10 protein-coding genes are annotated in these 18,193 nt (G+C 41.0%); 7 read left to right on the forward strand and 3 right to left on the reverse strand.

Annotated features, from left to right (window positions below; all coding sequences use genetic code 11):
* The first annotated feature begins 3 nt into the window (after positions 1–3).
* From AX762_RS11595 to tuf, 7 genes are all read left to right on the forward strand, one after another.
* Complete coding sequence (locus AX762_RS11595; protein WP_071849265.1) at positions 4–606, forward strand: class I SAM-dependent methyltransferase; 603 nt, start codon at positions 4–6, stop codon at positions 604–606.
* 377 nt (positions 607–983) lie between these two features.
* Positions 984–4,595 carry a DNA-directed RNA polymerase subunit beta gene (gene rpoB, locus AX762_RS11600; RefSeq protein ID WP_143139367.1) on the forward strand — a complete coding sequence of 1,204 codons (3,612 nt, stop codon included), beginning with the start codon at positions 984–986 and terminating at the stop codon, positions 4,593–4,595.
* A gap of 121 nt (positions 4,596–4,716) precedes the next feature.
* Positions 4,717–8,352, forward strand: a complete 3,636-nt coding sequence (gene rpoC / locus AX762_RS11605) for a DNA-directed RNA polymerase subunit beta' (protein WP_071849267.1) — start codon at positions 4,717–4,719, stop codon at positions 8,350–8,352.
* A 344-nt stretch (positions 8,353–8,696) separates the two neighbouring features.
* A complete protein-coding gene (rpsL, locus tag AX762_RS11610; protein WP_071849268.1) occupies positions 8,697–9,110 on the forward strand; it encodes a 30S ribosomal protein S12 in 414 nt (137 codons plus the stop codon).
* Positions 9,111–9,204: 94 nt separating this feature from the next.
* A complete protein-coding gene (gene rpsG, locus AX762_RS11615; protein WP_071849269.1) occupies positions 9,205–9,675 on the forward strand; it encodes a 30S ribosomal protein S7 in 471 nt (156 codons plus the stop codon).
* 117 nt (positions 9,676–9,792) lie between these two features.
* Complete coding sequence (fusA, locus tag AX762_RS11620) at positions 9,793–11,880, forward strand: elongation factor G (RefSeq protein ID WP_071849270.1); 2,088 nt, start codon at positions 9,793–9,795, stop codon at positions 11,878–11,880.
* Between the two features lie 185 nt (positions 11,881–12,065).
* The gene (tuf, locus tag AX762_RS11625) at positions 12,066–13,250 is read left to right on the forward strand and encodes an elongation factor Tu (protein WP_071849271.1); all 1,185 of its coding nucleotides are present in this window, start codon (positions 12,066–12,068) and stop codon (positions 13,248–13,250) included.
* A gap of 428 nt (positions 13,251–13,678) precedes the next feature.
* Here the strand turns inward: tuf and AX762_RS11630 are convergent, their stop codons facing one another.
* The 3 genes from AX762_RS11630 to AX762_RS11640 are packed head-to-tail and all read right to left on the reverse strand — an operon-like array spanning position 13,679 to position 18,073.
* Positions 13,679–16,081: a transglutaminase family protein gene (locus AX762_RS11630; RefSeq protein ID WP_071849272.1), complete on the reverse strand. Its 2,403-nt coding sequence runs from the start codon at positions 16,079–16,081 to the stop codon at positions 13,679–13,681.
* A complete protein-coding gene (locus AX762_RS11635) occupies positions 16,047–17,111 on the reverse strand; it encodes a DUF58 domain-containing protein (protein WP_083432959.1) in 1,065 nt (354 codons plus the stop codon). Before AX762_RS11635 ends, AX762_RS11630 begins: the two co-directional genes overlap by 35 nt.
* A complete protein-coding gene (locus tag AX762_RS11640; protein ID WP_071849274.1) occupies positions 17,108–18,073 on the reverse strand; it encodes a MoxR family ATPase in 966 nt (321 codons plus the stop codon). The genes AX762_RS11635 and AX762_RS11640 overlap by 4 nt, the downstream gene beginning before the upstream one ends.
* Positions 18,074–18,193: the final 120 nt, after the last annotated feature.

The raw sequence follows: 18,193 nt of genomic DNA on the forward strand, positions 1-18,193 counted from the left end.
ACAATGACGGATCATTATTACACTTCTCAGCCGAGCGCAAAAGGGAATGAAAAGAATTTTGAAGTGAATTTAAAAGGTAACACATTAAAATTATATACAGATTCAGGTGTATTTTCCAAGGATCGTGTCGATTTTGGCTCACAGGTATTGATAGAAGCGATTGATGCAGCAGTTTTTCTTAACGATAAATTGCTGGATATGGGATGCGGGTATGGACCAGTAGGCTTGTCTCTAGCTAAAGCGTATCCAAACCTGACTGTCGATATGGTCGATGTCAATGAGCGGGCACTCGATCTTGCCAGGAAGAGCGCGGAATTAAATCAGATCAAAAACGTCAATATCTACCGTTCATTCATATATGAAGAAGTGAAAGAGCCGGCATTTGGTGCTGTCATCTCTAATCCGCCTATACGAGCAGGAAAAGAAGTTGTGCACCAAATCATCACAGAGGCGCATAACCACCTGGCCGATAAAGGTGTGCTGATTATTGTTATTCAAAAGAAACAAGGCGCACCGAGTGCCAAACAGAGAATGATCGATGTGTTTGGCAATGTGGAACGTATTGGTCTGGATAAAGGCTATTGGGTTTTACAGTCAATTAAATAAAGAGTTTGGTGGAAAGAATAACCATTGCCTTTAAAAGCAATGGTTATTCTTTTTTGTATCCACATTGATAGTGGATTTGGTCTTGACATTCTAGTTGCTTTAATATAAGATTAATAGACGCTTAACAAAGTATGAAAATGAGACACGTGCGAAATATTGTCCGTACGCGATTTTTGAAGCTAAACAAAAGAATGTGTGATGATTGCGACTGTATCTTTCACTAATCTTTTGTATTTTTTTTGGTCTAAAATAGGTTGAAACCCTAATTTTTAAACGAATGGTAACATTTGTAACAAGATTGTAATGTTTTTATTGAAAATATTTCGATTCAGACCAAGTAGCTTTTGATTATGGCGACTAGTGATTAATAATGAGGGGTGAAGAGGTTGGCAGGCCAAAATGTGAAATACGGCAAGCACCGTACACGTAGAAGTTATTCACGAATAAGTGAAGTATTAGAACTTCCAAACTTAATTGAAATTCAAACTAATTCATATAACTGGTTCCTAAAAGAGGGACTTAAGGATATGTTTAAAGATATCTCTCCTGTTGAAGACTTTTCTGGAAATCTAGCATTAGATTTTACGGACTATAAATTCCAGGAACCAAAATATACTACAGACGAAGCAAGACAACACGATGCAAATTATTCGGCACCTTTATATGTCAAGTTACGTTTAATGGTCAAAGATACAGGAGAAGTGAAAGAGCAGGAAGTGTTCTTTGGCGACTTCCCATTGATGACTGAAGAAGGAACGTTTATTATCAACGGTTCTGAACGTGTTATCGTTTCGCAACTTGTTCGTTCACCAGGCGTATACTTTCATCCGAAAGTTGAAAAGAATGGAATGGAAGGGTTCGGTTCAACCGTCATACCTAACCGAGGCGCTTGGCTAGAGTATGAAACGGACTCTAAAGGTTTATCCAATGTCCGTATTGACCGTACCCGTAAGATCCCGCTAAGTGTACTTGTTCGTGCACTAGGTTTCGGATCAGATGACGAAATCTTGGATATCTTTGGAGAAAACGAAAGTTTATCCGCAACGCTGGAAAAAGATATTCATAAAAACAGTTCTGACTCTCGCGTAGAAGAGTCTTTGAAAGATTTGTATGAACGTCTGCGTCCAGGAGAACCCAAAACAGCGGATTCTTCACGTAGTTTACTAACCACGCGTTTCTTCGATCCTAAACGTTATGACCTAGCGCGTGTCGGTCGTTATAAAATGAACAAAAAAATGGACTTGAAAATTCGTTTGATGGGGCTTACTTTAGCAGAAGCAATTGTAGATCATGAAACAGGCGAATTGCTGGCTAAAGAAGGAACCGTCGTTACGCGTGAACTCATGAACGAATTAGGTCCACGTATCGACAACGGGTTGAATCATGTCACACTTCATCCTTCAGATGATGGGGTTGTGCCAGAACCGATCGAAATTCAAATGTTCAAAGTCTATTCCCCTAGTGATAATATACGTGTGATCCACGTCATCGGAAATGCTTATCCGGATAGAGAAATGAAATATATTATCCCGGCCGATATGATTGCGTCAATGAACTACTTCTTCAATTTACAAGAAGGTATTGGCGAAGTAGATGACATCGACCACTTAGGAAACAGACGTATCCGTTCGGTTGGAGAGTTATTACAAAACCAGTTCCGTATCGGTCTATCTCGTATGGAACGTGTGGTACGTGAGCGTATGTCTATTCAAGACACGTCAACGACGACACCACAACAATTAGTAAACATTCGTCCAGTCGTTGCGTCGATCAAAGAGTTCTTTGGTTCGTCTCAATTGTCTCAGTTTATGGATCAAACGAACCCACTAGGTGAATTGACCCACAAACGACGTCTATCTGCTTTGGGACCCGGCGGGTTAACACGTGACCGTGCGGGTTATGAAGTGCGAGATGTTCACTATTCCCACTATGGCCGTATGTGTCCGATCGAAACGCCTGAGGGACCAAATATCGGATTGATCAACAGTTTATCAACTTATGCAAAAATAAATGAATTTGGTTTTATCGAAACACCTTACCGTAAAGTAGATAAAAAGACCGGTCGAGTGACTGATAAAATTGATTATTTAACTGCAGATGTAGAGGACTTATATGTGGTAGCCCAAGCGAATGCACCTTTAAATGAAGACGGGTCATTTGTTAATGATCTAGTATTAGCACGAACAAAAGATAACAATGAAGAATTAGAAGTATCCAAAGTGGATTACATGGATGTATCACCTAAACAGGTTGTTTCTGTAGCGACGGCAAGTATTCCGTTCTTGGAAAACGATGACTCCAACCGTGCGTTAATGGGTGCAAACATGCAGCGTCAAGCGGTTCCTTTGATCCAACCAGAAGGACCACTCGTAGGAACAGGGATTGAATTTACGGCGGCACGAGATTCTGGTGCGGCAGTGATTGCTAAAAATTCAGGTAAAGTAGAATATGTGGATGCAAGAACAATCCGTGTCAGACGTGAAGACGGTACTTTAGATAAATATCAATTAGCTAAATTTAAACGATCAAATGCTGGAACTTCATACAATCAACGTGCTTTAGCACGCCATGGCGATGTTGTTGATAAAGGGGATATCTTAGCAGATGGTCCTTCTATGGAAAATGGCGAAATGGCTATTGGACGTAACCCGCTGATTGCCTTTACAACATTCGATGGGTACAACTTTGAAGATGCGATAATCATGAGTGAACGTTTAGTCAAAGATGACGTGTATACTTCGATCCATATAGAAGAACATGAATCAGAAGCGAGAGATACAAAATTAGGACCCGAAGAAATCACTCGTGAACTGCCTAACGTGGGTGACGATGCGCTTAAGAACTTAGACGATCGCGGCATCATCCGTATCGGGGCAGAAGTACACGACGGTGATATTCTGGTTGGTAAAGTAACACCTAAAGGCGTATCAGAACTATCTGCAGAAGAAAAACTGCTGCATGCTATTTTCGGTGAAAAAGCACGTGAAGTGAGAGATACGTCTCTTCGTGTTTCACACGGTAGCGGGGGTATTGTTCATGATGTGAAAATCTTTACACGTGAATCCGGAGATGAATTGTCTCCAGGCGTGAATTATCTCGTCCGTGTATTCATCGTTCAAAAACGTAAAATCAACGTTGGGGATAAACTTGCTGGACGTCACGGTAATAAAGGTGTTGTATCCTTGATTTTACCTGAAGAAGATATGCCGTTCATGCCAGATGGCACACCTGTTGACATTATGTTGAACCCACTTGGCGTGCCTTCACGTATGAATATCGGACAAGTTCTTGAACTTCATATGGGTATGGCCGCACGTAAATTAGGTATTCACATTGCTACGCCAGTATTTGATGGTGCATCAGATGAAGAAGTCTGGGATATCATTAAAGAAGCGGGCATGGATGAAGATGCCAAGACAGTGCTGATCGATGGCCGTACAGGCGAACCGTTTGACAACAGAATATCTGTTGGTGTCATGTACTATATCAAGTTGGCGCACATGGTCGACGATAAACTGCATGCACGTTCTACTGGACCGTACTCACTCGTTACGCAACAACCACTTGGTGGTAAAGCGCAATTTGGTGGACAACGTTTTGGTGAGATGGAAGTTTGGGCTCTTGAAGCATATGGAGCAGCTTACACCTTGCAAGAAATCCTGACGTATAAATCCGATGACGTTGTTGGTCGTGTGAAAACATACGAAGCCATTGTCAAAGGTGAAACTATTCCTAAACCGGGCGTTCCAGAATCCTTCCGTGTTCTTGTCAAAGAGCTTCAATCATTAGGATTGGACCTGAAAGTCTTGGACATTAATAAAGAAGCAATCAATTTAGAAGATTCTGATGAAGATGATGATTTTGGAAACATTGACTCTTTAGAAAAAATGAAAAAAGAACAAGATGAAAAACGCGCAGAAGAAGCTAAGAAAAAAGCTGAAGAAGAAACCGCACGTGCCGAACTAGAACAGCAACAAGAGCAAGAGTGAAAATGTAGCCTAAACGTGAGTGCGGTCGAATGACCGGCTCTCGATCAGTTACATGAAAATGAGTAATAGAAACGTGAAGCAATAGGGCAGCTTCATAATCTACAAAAGGGAGGTAGCCCCTTTGATCGATGTAAATAAATTTGAAAGTATCCAGATTGGATTGGCTTCACCAGACAAGATCCGTAGTTGGTCTTATGGAGAAGTTAAAAAACCAGAAACAATTAATTACCGAACATTGAAACCAGAAAAAGATGGCTTATTCTGTGAAAGAATATTTGGACCATCAAAAGACTATGAATGTGCGTGCGGTAAGTACAAACGTGTTCATTATAAAGGCATTGTTTGTGACCGTTGTGGGGTCGAAGTAACAAAATCTAAAGTCCGAAGAGAACGTATGGGACACATAGAACTAGCGGCACCAGTCACACATATCTGGTATTTTAAAGGGATCCCAAGTCGTATGGGTCTGATTTTAGACATGTCACCACGCGCGCTGGAAGAAATCATTTATTTTGCTTCTTACGTTGTCATCGATCCAGGTGATACACCACTCGAGAGAAAACAATTAATGACAGAAAGAGAATATCGTGAGCGTCGTGCACAATATGGAAAATCTTTCCAAGCTGATATTGGTGCCGAAGCCATTAAGTCATTATTAAACAATGTAGATTTAGTAGAAGAAGCCAAAGAGCTGAAAGAATTGCTTCAAACAGCTTCCGGTCAAAAACGCACACGTGCGATCCGTCGTTTAGATATTCTGGAAGCATTTAGAAATTCAGGGAACGATCCATCATGGATGGTCATGGACGTTGTGCCAATCATCCCGCCTGAAATCAGACCAATGGTTCAACTCGAAGGTGGACGTTTCGCAACAAGTGACTTGAACGATCTTTACCGCCGAGTCATTAACCGTAACAACCGTTTGAAACGCTTGTTAGATTTAAATGCACCTCATATCATTGTTCAAAACGAAAAACGTATGCTGCAGGAAGCTGTCGACGCATTAGTTGATAATGGTCGTCGCGGCCGTGCAGTAACTGGACCAGGTAACCGTCCGCTTAAATCGTTGTCTCATATGTTGAAAGGGAAACAAGGACGTTTCCGTCAAAACTTATTGGGTAAACGTGTAGACTATTCTGGCCGATCAGTTATCGTAGTTGGACCAACCTTGAAAATGTACCAATGTGGTTTGCCTAAGGAAATGGCAATAGAACTGTTCAAACCTTTTGTTATGCGTGAGTTAGTTGTAAGAGAAATTGCAAATAACATTAAAAATGCTAAGCGAAAAGTGGAACGCATGGATGAAGAAGTCTGGGCAGTCTTGCAGGACGTTATTCGTGAACATCCCGTTCTTTTGAACCGCGCACCTACATTACACCGTTTGGGTATTCAGGCGTTTGAACCGATTCTTGTCGAAGGTAAAGCAATTCGTCTGCATCCACTAGTCTGTGAAGCCTATAATGCCGATTTCGATGGAGACCAAATGGCTGTTCACGTTCCTTTAAGTGATGAAGCTCAGGCAGAAGCACGTATTCTGATGCTTGGTGCTCAAAACATCTTGAACCCTAAAGATGGTAAACCCGTTGTAACGCCTTCACAGGACATGGTTTTAGGAAACTATTACCTGACTATGGAAGTGGACGGAAAAATCGGAGAAGGAATGGTATTCTCAAGTAATGCTGAAGCTGTTCAAGCTTATCAAACTGGCTATGTTCACTTGCATACACGCGTTGCGGTACATGCGTCGTCATTACCTGACAAACCATTTACAGATGAACAAAAAGAACAGTTTTTGATTACAACAGTCGGGAAATTGATTTTTAACGAAATCATGCCTAAAGAATTCGCTTATTTAAATGAACCAACGATGGAAAACCTTGAGGAAAAAACACCTGATAAATATTTTGTCCCTTATGGTACAGATATCAGAAAACATATCAGCGAAATGCCTCTTGTTGTGCCATTTAAAAAGAAAAATCTAAGTAATATCATTGCTGAGGTCTTTAAACAGTTCCAAGTAACTGAAACATCTAAAATGCTTGATAAGATGAAAAACCTAGGCTATAAATATTCGACGAAATCCGGTATCACAGTTGGGATTGCCGACATTTCTCACTTGGAAGAAAAAGAAGAAATCTTAGAGAAGGCGCATAAGCAAGTAGAACGTATCAATGCGTCACATCGTCGTGGTTTAATTACCGAAGAAGAACGTTATACTTCTATTATTGAAGTATGGACGAAAACAAAAGATACGATTCAAGCACACTTAATGACCACTTTAGATAATCACAACAACATCTTCATGATGAGTGATTCCGGAGCGCGTGGTAATATCTCTAACTTTACACAGTTAGCAGGAATGCGTGGATTGATGGCCGCTCCAAGTGGACGAATCATGGAACTGCCGATCACATCGAACTTCCGAGAAGGCTTATCCGTTTTGGAAATGTTTATCTCAACTCACGGAGCTCGTAAAGGTATGACTGATACAGCGCTTAAAACAGCTGACTCAGGTTATCTTACACGTCGTTTGGTTGACGTGGCACAAGACGTTATTATTCGTAACGAAGATTGTGGGACGAAACGTGGTTTAGTTGTTGAAGCGATTCGTGACGGCAATGAAATCATTGAACCGCTAGAAGAACGTATCAGCGGAAGACATGCACGTAAAACAGTGTTACATCCTAAAACGGGTGAAGTGATGGTTTCTGAAAATGACTTGATCACGGAAGGTTTGTCCAGAGCAATCGTTGAAGCAGGAATTGAACAAGTAACCATTCGTTCAGCCTTTACATGTAACGCTAAACATGGTGTATGTAAAAAATGTTATGGTCGTAACTTAGCAACGGGACGCACGGTAGAAGTTGGAGAAGCAGTCGGAACCATCGCTGCTCAGTCTATCGGCGAACCAGGCACGCAGTTAACTATGCGTACGTTCCATACAGGGGGAGTTGCCGGTGATGATATCACTCAAGGTCTTCCTCGTGTTCAAGAAATATTTGAAGCAAGACATCCTAAAGGGCAAGCTGTCATTACGGAAGTAACGGGCGAAATTGTCTCGATCGATGAAAAACAAGGTGAGAGAACGAAAGAAATCACGGTTAAAGGAGCAACAGATACACGAACGTATACCGTGCCAAGTAATGCACGTATGCGTATCAAAGAAGGAAGCTTCATTGAACGTGGCGATGCCTTTAACGAAGGGTCGATCGATCCCAAACAACTGCTCGCAGTTAGTGATGTTCTTAAATTACAAAACTACTTGCTTAAAGAAGTACAATACGCTTACCGTAGTCAAGGGGTAGAAATTGGCGATAAACATATCGAAGTAATGGTTCGCCAAATGCTGCAAAAAGTTCGTGTTCTCGATCCGGGGAATACAAACATCTTGCCAGGTAGCCTAATCGATATAGACGACTTTAAACAAGCAAACAAAGAAACGTTATTATCAGGCGGACTTCCTGCCACGGCACGTTCAGTATTATTAGGTATCACTAAAGCATCACTTGAAACAAACAGTTTCTTATCTGCCGCATCCTTCCAGGAAACAACACGTATCCTGACAGATGCTGCAATCAGAGGTAAAAACGATCCGCTCATTGGCTTGAAAGAAAATGTTATTATAGGTAAATCTATTCCAGCTGGAACAGGTATGAAAGTCTATAACGATATGAAGCCTAAAGAAGTGGGCGTAGTCAGCGAAAATGTTTATAGTATCAATGATGAAAAAACACCGACAAAAAATACAGAAAAATAAAATGTAATTAGGAGACAGAGCAGCTATCGCTTCTCTGTCACTCCTATTATTTTTTTAAAAGAACAAGAGAAGCTATTGACACTCTAATTCTCACGTGATATTATGTTATATGTGCTTTTGTGTAGAGATTCCTGTTCAAGATTTGTCTAATTCGTAAGAGTTAAAACCATTCTGACTGGCGCGCAAGAGCCGCATATAACCATATATTATGGTAGTTTATATGAAAGTTGATTGAACCGCATGTAATGCGATTATTCTTTTTTACTTTTAAATGAACCGCCTGGTAGTGTGGGTCTAGAAACAAAAAATTGAAAGTCAGCACTAATGAAGGGAGGAAACATGAAATGCCTACAATGAATCAATTAATCCGTAAACCTCGTAAAGCAAAAGTAAGAAAATCTGAAGCACCTGCTATGAATAGAGGGTATAACACTCAGAAACGTAAACAAACAATGGTATATTCTCCACAAAAACGTGGTGTTTGTACACGTGTTGGAACAATGACTCCTAAAAAACCTAACTCAGCGTTACGTAAATATGCACGTGTTCGTTTATCTAACATGATGGAAGTTACTGCATATATTCCAGGTGAAGGACATAACTTGCAAGAACACAGCGTGGTACTTATCCGTGGAGGTAAAGTAAAAGACTTACCGGGTGTACGTTATCACGTCATTCGTGGTGCTCTTGATACTGCTGGAGTTGCCGACCGTAAACAAAGCCGTTCTAAATACGGTACAAAACGAGCAAAGAAATAATAAAAATGCACAGTTTATTATTAAGCTGACATTAACTTGTAAAAAAATCAATTAAAAAATATAAAAATACTATCTCTCGAAAGGAGGAATTTGAATGCCTCGTAAAGGTCCTGTTGCAAAACGTGATGTATTACCAGATCCAATGTACAATAGTAAATTGGTATCTCGTTTAATTAACCGCTTGATGGTTGATGGTAAACGTGGTAAAGCATCTTCAATTTTGTATGACGCATTTGATATAATTAAAGAACAAACGGGTAATGACCCAATTGAAGTGTTTGAACAAGCACTCAAAAACATCATGCCTGTATTAGAAGTTAAAGCACGTCGTGTAGGAGGTTCTAACTACCAAGTACCTGTAGAAGTACGTCCAGATCGTCGTACAACTTTAGCGTTACGTTGGTTAGTTAACTATGCACGTCTCCGTGGTGAAAACACAATGGTTGAGCGCTTAGCTAAAGAAATCATGGATGCAGCAAACAACACTGGTGCTGCTGTCCGTAAACGTGAAGAAATCCACCGTATGGCAGAAGCGAACAAAGCGTTTGCTCATTACCGTTGGTAAGATAATCATTTCTGTATTTCTATCTGATAGAAATCCGGTCAAAGATTATTATTGTGATACTATTTCCGGCTTCATTAAGTATGAAGCAAAATTTATTTAAGAGAGGTGTAATGATTAGTGGCCAATAGAAAATTTCCTCTACAACAAACGCGTAATATTGGAATCATGGCGCATATCGATGCTGGTAAAACAACAACAACCGAGCGTATCCTTTATTACACTGGCCGAATCCACAAAATTGGTGAGACTCACGAAGGTGCGTCACAAATGGACTGGATGGCGCAAGAGCAAGAACGTGGTATTACAATCACGTCAGCTGCTACAACAGCTCAATGGAGTGACCACCGCGTAAACATCATCGATACTCCAGGACACGTAGACTTCACAGTTGAAGTTGAACGTTCACTCCGTGTATTAGATGGAGCGGTAGCTGTACTAGATGCACAGTCTGGTGTTGAACCACAAACAGAAACAGTATGGCGTCAAGCAACAACTTATGGCGTACCCCGTATTGTTTTCGTAAACAAAATGGATAAAATTGGTGCAAACTTCCTGTATTCAAACGAAACACTACATGATCGTTTACAAGCCAATGCACATCCGATCCAATTACCAATTGGTGCTGAAGATGACTTCAAAGGTATTATCGACTTAGTTGAAATGAAAGCATTTATGTATTCAAACGACTTGGGAACTGATATTGAAGAAGTCGAAATTCCTGAAGATATGATGGAATCAGCTAAAGAATGGCGTGTTAAATTAATTGAAGGCGTTGCTGAAATGGACGAAGAGTTCATGATGCGATATCTTGAAGGAGAAGAAATCTCTATAGCACAATTAAAAGAAGGAATCCGAAAAGCAACGTTAACGGTAGAATTTTACCCTGTACTTGTCGGTTCTGCTTTTAAAAACAAAGGGGTTCAATTACTTCTCGATGCAGTCGTCGATTACTTGCCATCACCATTAGATGTTCGTGCCATAGTTGGGCATGAACAAAGAAATCCAGAAGCTGAAGTTAAAATTCAAGCGGGCGATGATCAGCCATTTGCTGCTTTAGCCTTTAAAGTTATGACAGACCCTTATGTTGGTCGTTTAACTTTCTTCCGTGTATACTCAGGGAAGTTGGAATCAGGTTCTTATATCTTGAATGCAACTAAAGATTCCCGTGAACGTGTTGGACGTATTTTACAAATGCACGCGAACTCTCGTCAAGAGATTCCAGAAGTATTCTCTGGTGATATCGCAGCTGCAGTTGGACTAAAAGATACATCAACTGGTGACACTCTATGTGACCTAGAACATCCTGTAATTTTAGAATCTATGGTATTCCCTGAGCCAGTTATTCAAGTGGCCATCGAACCTAAATCTAAAGCTGACCAGGATAAAATGGGAATGGCTCTCCAAAAATTAGCTGAAGAAGATCCTACTTTCCGTGCTGAAACAGATCAGGAAACAGGAGAAGTAATCATCGCTGGTATGGGTGAGTTACACTTAGACATCATTGTTGACCGTATGAAACGTGAATTCAAAGTTGAAGCTAACGTTGGAGCACCACAAGTTTCTTACCGTGAAACATTCACTAAACAAGTTGAGTCTGAAGGTAAATTCGTTCGTCAATCTGGTGGTAAAGGTCAATACGGTCACGTATGGATCGAATTTACTCCAGGTGAAGAAGGTTCAGGCTTTGAATTTGAAGATGCTGTTGTTGGTGGGGTTGTTCCTCGTGAATATATTCCCGCAGTTAAATCTGGTTTAGAAGCGTCACTTGCCAATGGTGTCTTAGCAGGCTATCCATTAGTTGACTTTAAAGCTAAGCTTTATGACGGTTCATACCATGATGTCGACTCAAATGAGACTGCATTTAAAGTAGCTGCGTCATTAGCACTTAAAAATGCTGCAAAAAGAGCTGGCGCTGTTATCCTTGAACCTCTTATGGCTGTTGAAATTACAGTTCCAGAAGATTACATGGGTGACATTATGGGTCATATCTCAGCACGTCGAGGAAACATAGAAGGTTCTACTCAACGTGGGAACGCAGTAATCGTTAAAGGATTCATTCCTTTATCTGAAATGTTTGGTTACGCAACTTCATTACGTTCTGCAACACAAGGTCGTGGAACATTCACAATGCAATTTGACCACTATGAACAAGTGCCTAAGAGCATTGCAGAAGAAATTATCAAGAAAAATGGTGGAGCAGCTTAATTTAGGATCAAACCTAAGAGCTGCACTCAAGCACCCCTGATATTTTAAAGATGTTTGAGTGTACATTCATTATAATATTTGATATTATGCCGTGCACTCGGTATAATATATTAGAAAAAATAGGAACAGAAAAATCTATTTTCTGTTTTAAAATAGAACAAAACCCTAAGGAGGAAATGTTTAAAATGGCAAAACAAAAATTTGACCGTACAAAAGAACACATGAACATTGGTACTATTGGACACGTTGACCATGGTAAAACAACATTAACAGCTGCTATTACTACTGTATTGGCTTTAAAAGGTTATGCAGAAGCACAAGCGTACGACAGCATTGACGGTGCTAAAGAAGAAAAAGAGCGTGGAATCACAATTTCTACTTCTCACGTTGAGTATGAAACAGATACTCGTCACTATGCCCACGTTGACTGCCCAGGTCACGCGGATTACGTTAAAAACATGATCACTGGTGCTGCACAAATGGACGGAGCTATCTTGGTAGTTTCTGCTGCTGATGGCCCAATGCCACAAACACGTGAGCACATCTTACTTTCTCGTCAAGTTGGCGTACCTTACATCGTTGTTTTCTTGAACAAAGTTGATATGGTCGATGACGACGAATTACTAGAATTAGTTGAAATGGAAGTTCGTGACTTATTATCAGAATACGATTACCCTGGTGACGATGTTCCTGTAATCGCTGGATCAGCTTTAAAAGCTTTAGAAGGCGACGAAGCATACCAAGAAAAAATTACAGAACTCATGGAAGCAATAGATACCTATATTCCTGCTCCTGAGCGTCATTCTGACAGACCATTCATGATGCCAGTTGAGGACGTATTCTCAATTACTGGTCGTGGCACTGTTGCTACAGGTCGTGTTGAGTCTGGTAAAGTTTCTGTTGGTGACGAGATTGAAGTTATCGGTATCAAAGATACTGCTAAAACAACTGTTACTGGTGTAGAAATGTTCCGTAAATTGTTAGATTACGCTGAAGCTGGCGATAACATCGGCGCATTGTTACGTGGTATGTCTCGTGAAGATGTTGAACGTGGACAAGTATTAGCTAAACCAGGTTCAATTACACCACATACAAAATTTGACGCTGAAGTTTATGTTCTTTCTAAAGAAGAGGGTGGACGTCACACTCCATTCTTCTCAAACTATCGTCCACAATTCTTTTTCCGTACAACTGACGTAACTGGTGTTATTGATTTACCAGAAGGTACAGAAATGGTTATGCCTGGCGATAACACAAACATGATCGTTTCATTAATTGCTCCTATCGCTGTTGAAAACGGTACTAAATTCACTATTCGTGAAGGCGGACGTACAGTTGGCGCTGGAGTTGTAACAAACATCATCGAATAATTTCGATTTTGCTTAAACAATTCAAACTCGAAGCACTTGGAAGTTTTCTTCCAAGTGCTTTTTTTATACTCAAAAAGAGGAAACTGACCCCACAGGGTCAGTTTCCATAACCTTTTAAGATCAAAGAGACCATACTCGCCGTTGGGGGTGAGTATGGTCGTAACTTAGAGCAGGCAAAATGCTGAGATGAAATTGATTAACATCATTTAGTGCCGGCTCAGTCTCTGAATAAACTGACTAGTCAGTAGAGATTTTTTAAGTATCTACTCAATGAATTACACCAAGTGACTGGACGATTACTAAAGACGAACCGAAGTTCCAACGCAACCGGTCGATGTTAATCAGCAGCTACTAGATGTTTTTGAAGTGACCGCTCAAACAACGAAGGATTACCAGTAGTCACTTGTTTTCAAGGCGATACTCAAGTGCTATCTTGTCTTATAATAAGTGTTAGAGGACTTGCCTTCTATACGCGGGAGTATAGGATATAATTCCAACATAGCTAGCGCTACCTGCCGCTGTTTTTCTGTCAGCTGATGAGCTGTTCCCCTGGGTTTATAATAGGCAGCATCGGCTAGTTCGGTGAAATGCTCGAGTGTTTCTGTATGATCTGATACATAAGGTTTCCAGTTGTTAAAATACATCGGTATCGTTTGTCCGGCAGCGGGCTTCTGCTTTAAATAATAGAGTTTAAGGATAAGGGTAGAGGCTTGTCTCGAGGAAAGAAAGTTATTCCTTATCAGGAGTTTAAACAACCACAATACTGTATGCCAGCGGAAGATAGCGATAAAACCGGCAAATATTGAAATGAAAAGGCTGAAACGATAAAAGGTGTTACGCCATTTCAAACGATTTGCCTGTCGTGCTTCTTCTGCGGCTTCTTCACTAATTACACGTATCGCTTCTTCGGCTGGATTGGATACATCTCCAGTCTCGTTTTCTCCAGAGATCTCGTCTGTAGTTGAAGCAGCGTCATTAACATCACCTATGTCGATCACATCATCATTGCTGAATGAATAGGTCTGACCTCTAATGCTAGTAACGGGTTCGGTGCTAGTGACCGGGTTGGCAAAAGAGGGGCTCGGCTCAAATGGTATCCATCCGTAACTTGGGAAAAACACTTCAGACCATGAGTGAGCATTTGAATTATCCACGAGAAAATAGTCTTCCTCCAGCTCGTTAACTAGGAGGCTCCCTGGTGTGAATCCTTTGGTCCAACGGGCTGGAATCCCAACTGCCCGCAACAACACGGTCATAGCAGACGAAAAGTTGTCGCAGTATCCCACTCCTGATTCAAACAGAAAATGATCCACGTAATCGCCATTTCTGGGGGTCTGTTCTACATCAAGCAAACTATAACGATACCCACTGTCTTTTTTTAGGTAAGTTTCTATAGCGCGGATCATGTCGTATTCCGTGTCCAGTCCTTGGGTTATTTCTTCTGCCAATTCGATCACACGCTCGGGCAGAGAAGAAGGCAATTGCAGCTCTTCTTCAAACAAGAGGTAAAATAAGTCTTCATCATCTAATTCGCTTAAAGTATCATCCGTCGTTAAGTCTCTATAGGTATTGACTGTCTCTTCGCGCCAGCCATCGTCCACGCGTAAAGTTTCCTCATCGAAGCGGTCAGGAAAGGTTTCGTCATAAGCAACGGTATAGTAGGATAAAGCGTCCGGCTCAGGTTGAATAGCGAAATAACCACTCAAGGTATTTAAGCTGAAAGAGTCATCCGCGTCACTTTCAGCTAATTCGATATCAAACCAGCCATATGGATAAGCAAGATAGGATAATTCTTTGGTCCACTCCAGTCTGGCTAGAGAAACTGATTCTGATTCAAGCAGTTCTTCACGTTGAGTGGGCCCCGCAGGACCATCTATCCAAATATTGTAAGGTGAATCGACTGATTCAAAATAATCGTCATAGTCGCTTTTCCAGCCAGACCCGGTATATTCTGTCCGATGCAGCACTTTCCAGTATTGCGGGCGAGTAGTGTAGGCTTTAAAGACAAGTGAAAAGTCCTGATGTAAGCGACCACCTAAATCAGTGTCATCCGTGCCCATGCCCGTCCGCCTAAAACCTGAGCCTATCGCATTGTCATTGACCCAATCAAATAGGCCTTTATTATCCAACTCTTTTTGATAAGCATTGGACTTTGTCTCCACCCATTCTTGAGTCGGTCGTAGATAATCCAAGCTGAAGTAAGCGATTAGAATCAGAAGCAAGGTGAATGGAATGGTTAGGAACATAGTCGTTGTGAAAAGGATCCAATTAGACTGAGTATCGATCTGGTTGAAAGCAATCAATAGAAAGCCAAACCCGATCAAGGGGATCAGATAAGATAAAACACTTTGAGAGGTAAAGGTGTGCAGCGTCAATAAATAGACGATCCCAGAAAATAATGAGGGGAGGGCCAGTTGAAAATGGAAAAGTAAGAAAGTCAGGAGTGTAATGAGTAAAAACAAGAGGCTCATCGTCAGTAAAACCGGTAATTCGGTTAAACGAGTTGCCAGCAGATCATTCCATTGCGCGATACCTAAAGACCATGTCTCTCGAAGCCACTTTCCAAAATGGAGAAAATCAGCTGCTGGCGGAAAGAGGATGTACAAAAAGAAGGTGATCATGATTGCCTGGAAGAAGAAATAGAACCATCCTTTTTTGAAAAAGAGAGCAGCAAATTGAGTAAAGATAAAAAAAGTGAAAAGAAACCATTTACCGGGAACTTTGTTGATGTCCATGAGTAAATTCAGTATAGGTAAAAGTAAAAAACTATGCACACTTCCGAGCAATAAATTTCGACTAAGCGCCTGTTTGTTTTTTATGGTCTGCAGCATTCAGCCGTCCTCCTTTCACTTGGAGAAGGGTATCTTCATCGATAAAGCGATGATCGAGGTGTGCGTTTAACGGCAAAGGAATCTGGACTTCACGAGATTTAATAATGATTTTACTTGAGTGTTTGTTTAACACAGACCGGGTCACTTCAGTTAGCTCATGTTGGCTTTTGATCGGCTCGATGGTCAAGAAACTGTCTTCTGTTGTTTTTACAATCACTTTGTTCTCGAATCGTCCAATTAAAAAGATGTTTACTTTCCGAGTCGCTTTCAAGTCTTGCAGCAGGCTGTATCCAAGGCTAAGTAAGTCTTCGAAAGAGGTTGTATTGAAGCCTATAAAGTAAAAATCGACGGGTGCCTCCTCTTCAGCTTCATATTCTTTGACCATCCATTGTCCGCGTTTCAAACTGGCTTTCCAGTCGATACCGGCAAGGGAGTCGCGATTTTGAAAAGATCGGATCTCATTCATATAATAATCATGATTAAATGAACGAGACGTCTGTGTGAAGTGTGCAGTCAGAGTGTGCATCAGCTTGTCCCGTTCAGATTTTTTAAGTATGGTCGGATAGACATCAATATTGATCGGCACGGTTAATTGTGAATGCTTTTTCCAAACCCCAAATAAACCGATAGCTGTGATTTCGAGCGTGAGAGTATCATGATGTCCTCTTGGGAGAACGACAGCTTGAAACTCACTGTCTATCTGTCTTGAAAAGAGGGTGGATGTATAAAATGTTTGCTGAGTATTATTGAGCAGCAAGTTTATTTTTACTGCGGATAGAAAGAAGGGATACCTTCTTTTGTTTTGAATCGTAAAAGCGAACGAAAATCGATTGTCGTCTTTTTTGATCCGTTCAGTATGAGTGAGGTGATAAGATTGACGTGTGGAAAGAAATGAAGAGATGATCCAAAGTGTCAGAGCATAGAAAATAAACCAGGAGGCATTCGTTGGGAAGATAAGGGTGTAAACAACAATTGTTAGATAGAATAATAGAAATAAGACAAGCCGGATTACGTACATAAATTTAGTCATCGTCTGAACCTGACTTGAGTCGGAATCATTAACTCTTTCGTCAGTTGTTCTATAAATGCGTCGATTTCATCCTTGCTTAAATTATTCTCGAATAATAAACGGTGTCGGTACAGAGGTTTGAGGATGGTTAAAATATCTTGAGGAATAACATAATCACGCCCTGCCAGTAAGGCATGAGCGCGGGCAGAGGCTAAAGCGAATTGATTCCCTCTAGGACTGATACCTAGTCTTACTGCAGGATGATTACGCGTTAACGATGCCAAAGATACAATATATTTAAGCAGGTTTGTTTCAGCATGAACCTGTTCAACTGTGTCTTTCAGAGTTAAGAATTCTTCGAGGGACATAACGGGTTTCAGTTTTTCAACTTCTTTTTGCTGATCGGGAGCTGCCAGCATCTGAATCTCCTGATCGGTTTCCGGATAGCCTATAGATAATTGGAAAAGAAAACGATCCAATTGTGCTTCAGGTAGAGGGTAGGTCCCTTTATATTCGATCGGATTCTGAGTAGCTAAAACAAAAAAGGGATTTGGCAGGGCATGGGTCACGCCATCTAAAGTCACTTGCCTTTCAGACATGGCTTCGAGCATAGCGGCTTGGGTCCGCGGCGACGTCCGGTTGATTTCATCAGCGAGCAGGAGTTGATTGAAGATAGGACCTTTACGGAAACTAAATAATGTGCCATCAGCATTAGGAACAGAAAAGCCTATAATGTCAGAAGGGATGAGGTCAGGTGTGAACTGGATACGCGCGAAATCAGCATCAAGACATTTGGCAATCGTGCGGATCAAAAGTGTTTTGCCTACGCCAGGAATATCTTCGAATAAAACGTGACCGCCGGCTAACATTGCGACGATCGTTAATCGGGTGACATCCTTTTTCCCAATGACAATGCTGTCCACAGTATCGATCAGCGTGTGAAGCTTTTCGATAGACAAATGTGTCTGCTGGATAAACGCCATATCGTTCCCTCCTTTTTTCGCAGTATTTAAAAACAGGCTATCTGTATGAAGACAGCTGAAAAGTTGTTTTGTTTCTTTCTATTATTGTATAGAGAATAGCTAGATAATTCAACGATTTAG

It is taken from the genome of Alkalibacterium sp. 20, from assembly GCF_001885615.1.
GTDB lineage: Bacteria > Bacillota > Bacilli > Lactobacillales > Carnobacteriaceae_A > Alkalibacterium.

What these genes read in the sequence shown, in the direction of transcription:
- AX762_RS11595 (WP_071849265.1), top strand. Translation starts at nt 4, where the DNA reads ATGACGGATCATTATTACACTTCTCAGCCGAGCGCAAAAGGGAATGAA.
- rpsL (WP_071849268.1), top strand. Translation starts at nt 8,697, where the DNA reads ATGCCTACAATGAATCAATTAATCCGTAAACCTCGTAAAGCAAAAGTA.
- rpsG (WP_071849269.1), top strand. Translation starts at nt 9,205, where the DNA reads ATGCCTCGTAAAGGTCCTGTTGCAAAACGTGATGTATTACCAGATCCA.
- tuf (WP_071849271.1), top strand. Translation starts at nt 12,066, where the DNA reads ATGGCAAAACAAAAATTTGACCGTACAAAAGAACACATGAACATTGGT.
- AX762_RS11630 (WP_071849272.1), bottom strand. Translation starts at nt 16,081, where the DNA reads ATGCTGCAGACCATAAAAAACAAACAGGCGCTTAGTCGAAATTTATTG.
- AX762_RS11635 (WP_083432959.1), bottom strand. Translation starts at nt 17,111, where the DNA reads ATGACTAAATTTATGTACGTAATCCGGCTTGTCTTATTTCTATTATTC.
- AX762_RS11640 (WP_071849274.1), bottom strand. Translation starts at nt 18,073, where the DNA reads ATGGCGTTTATCCAGCAGACACATTTGTCTATCGAAAAGCTTCACACG.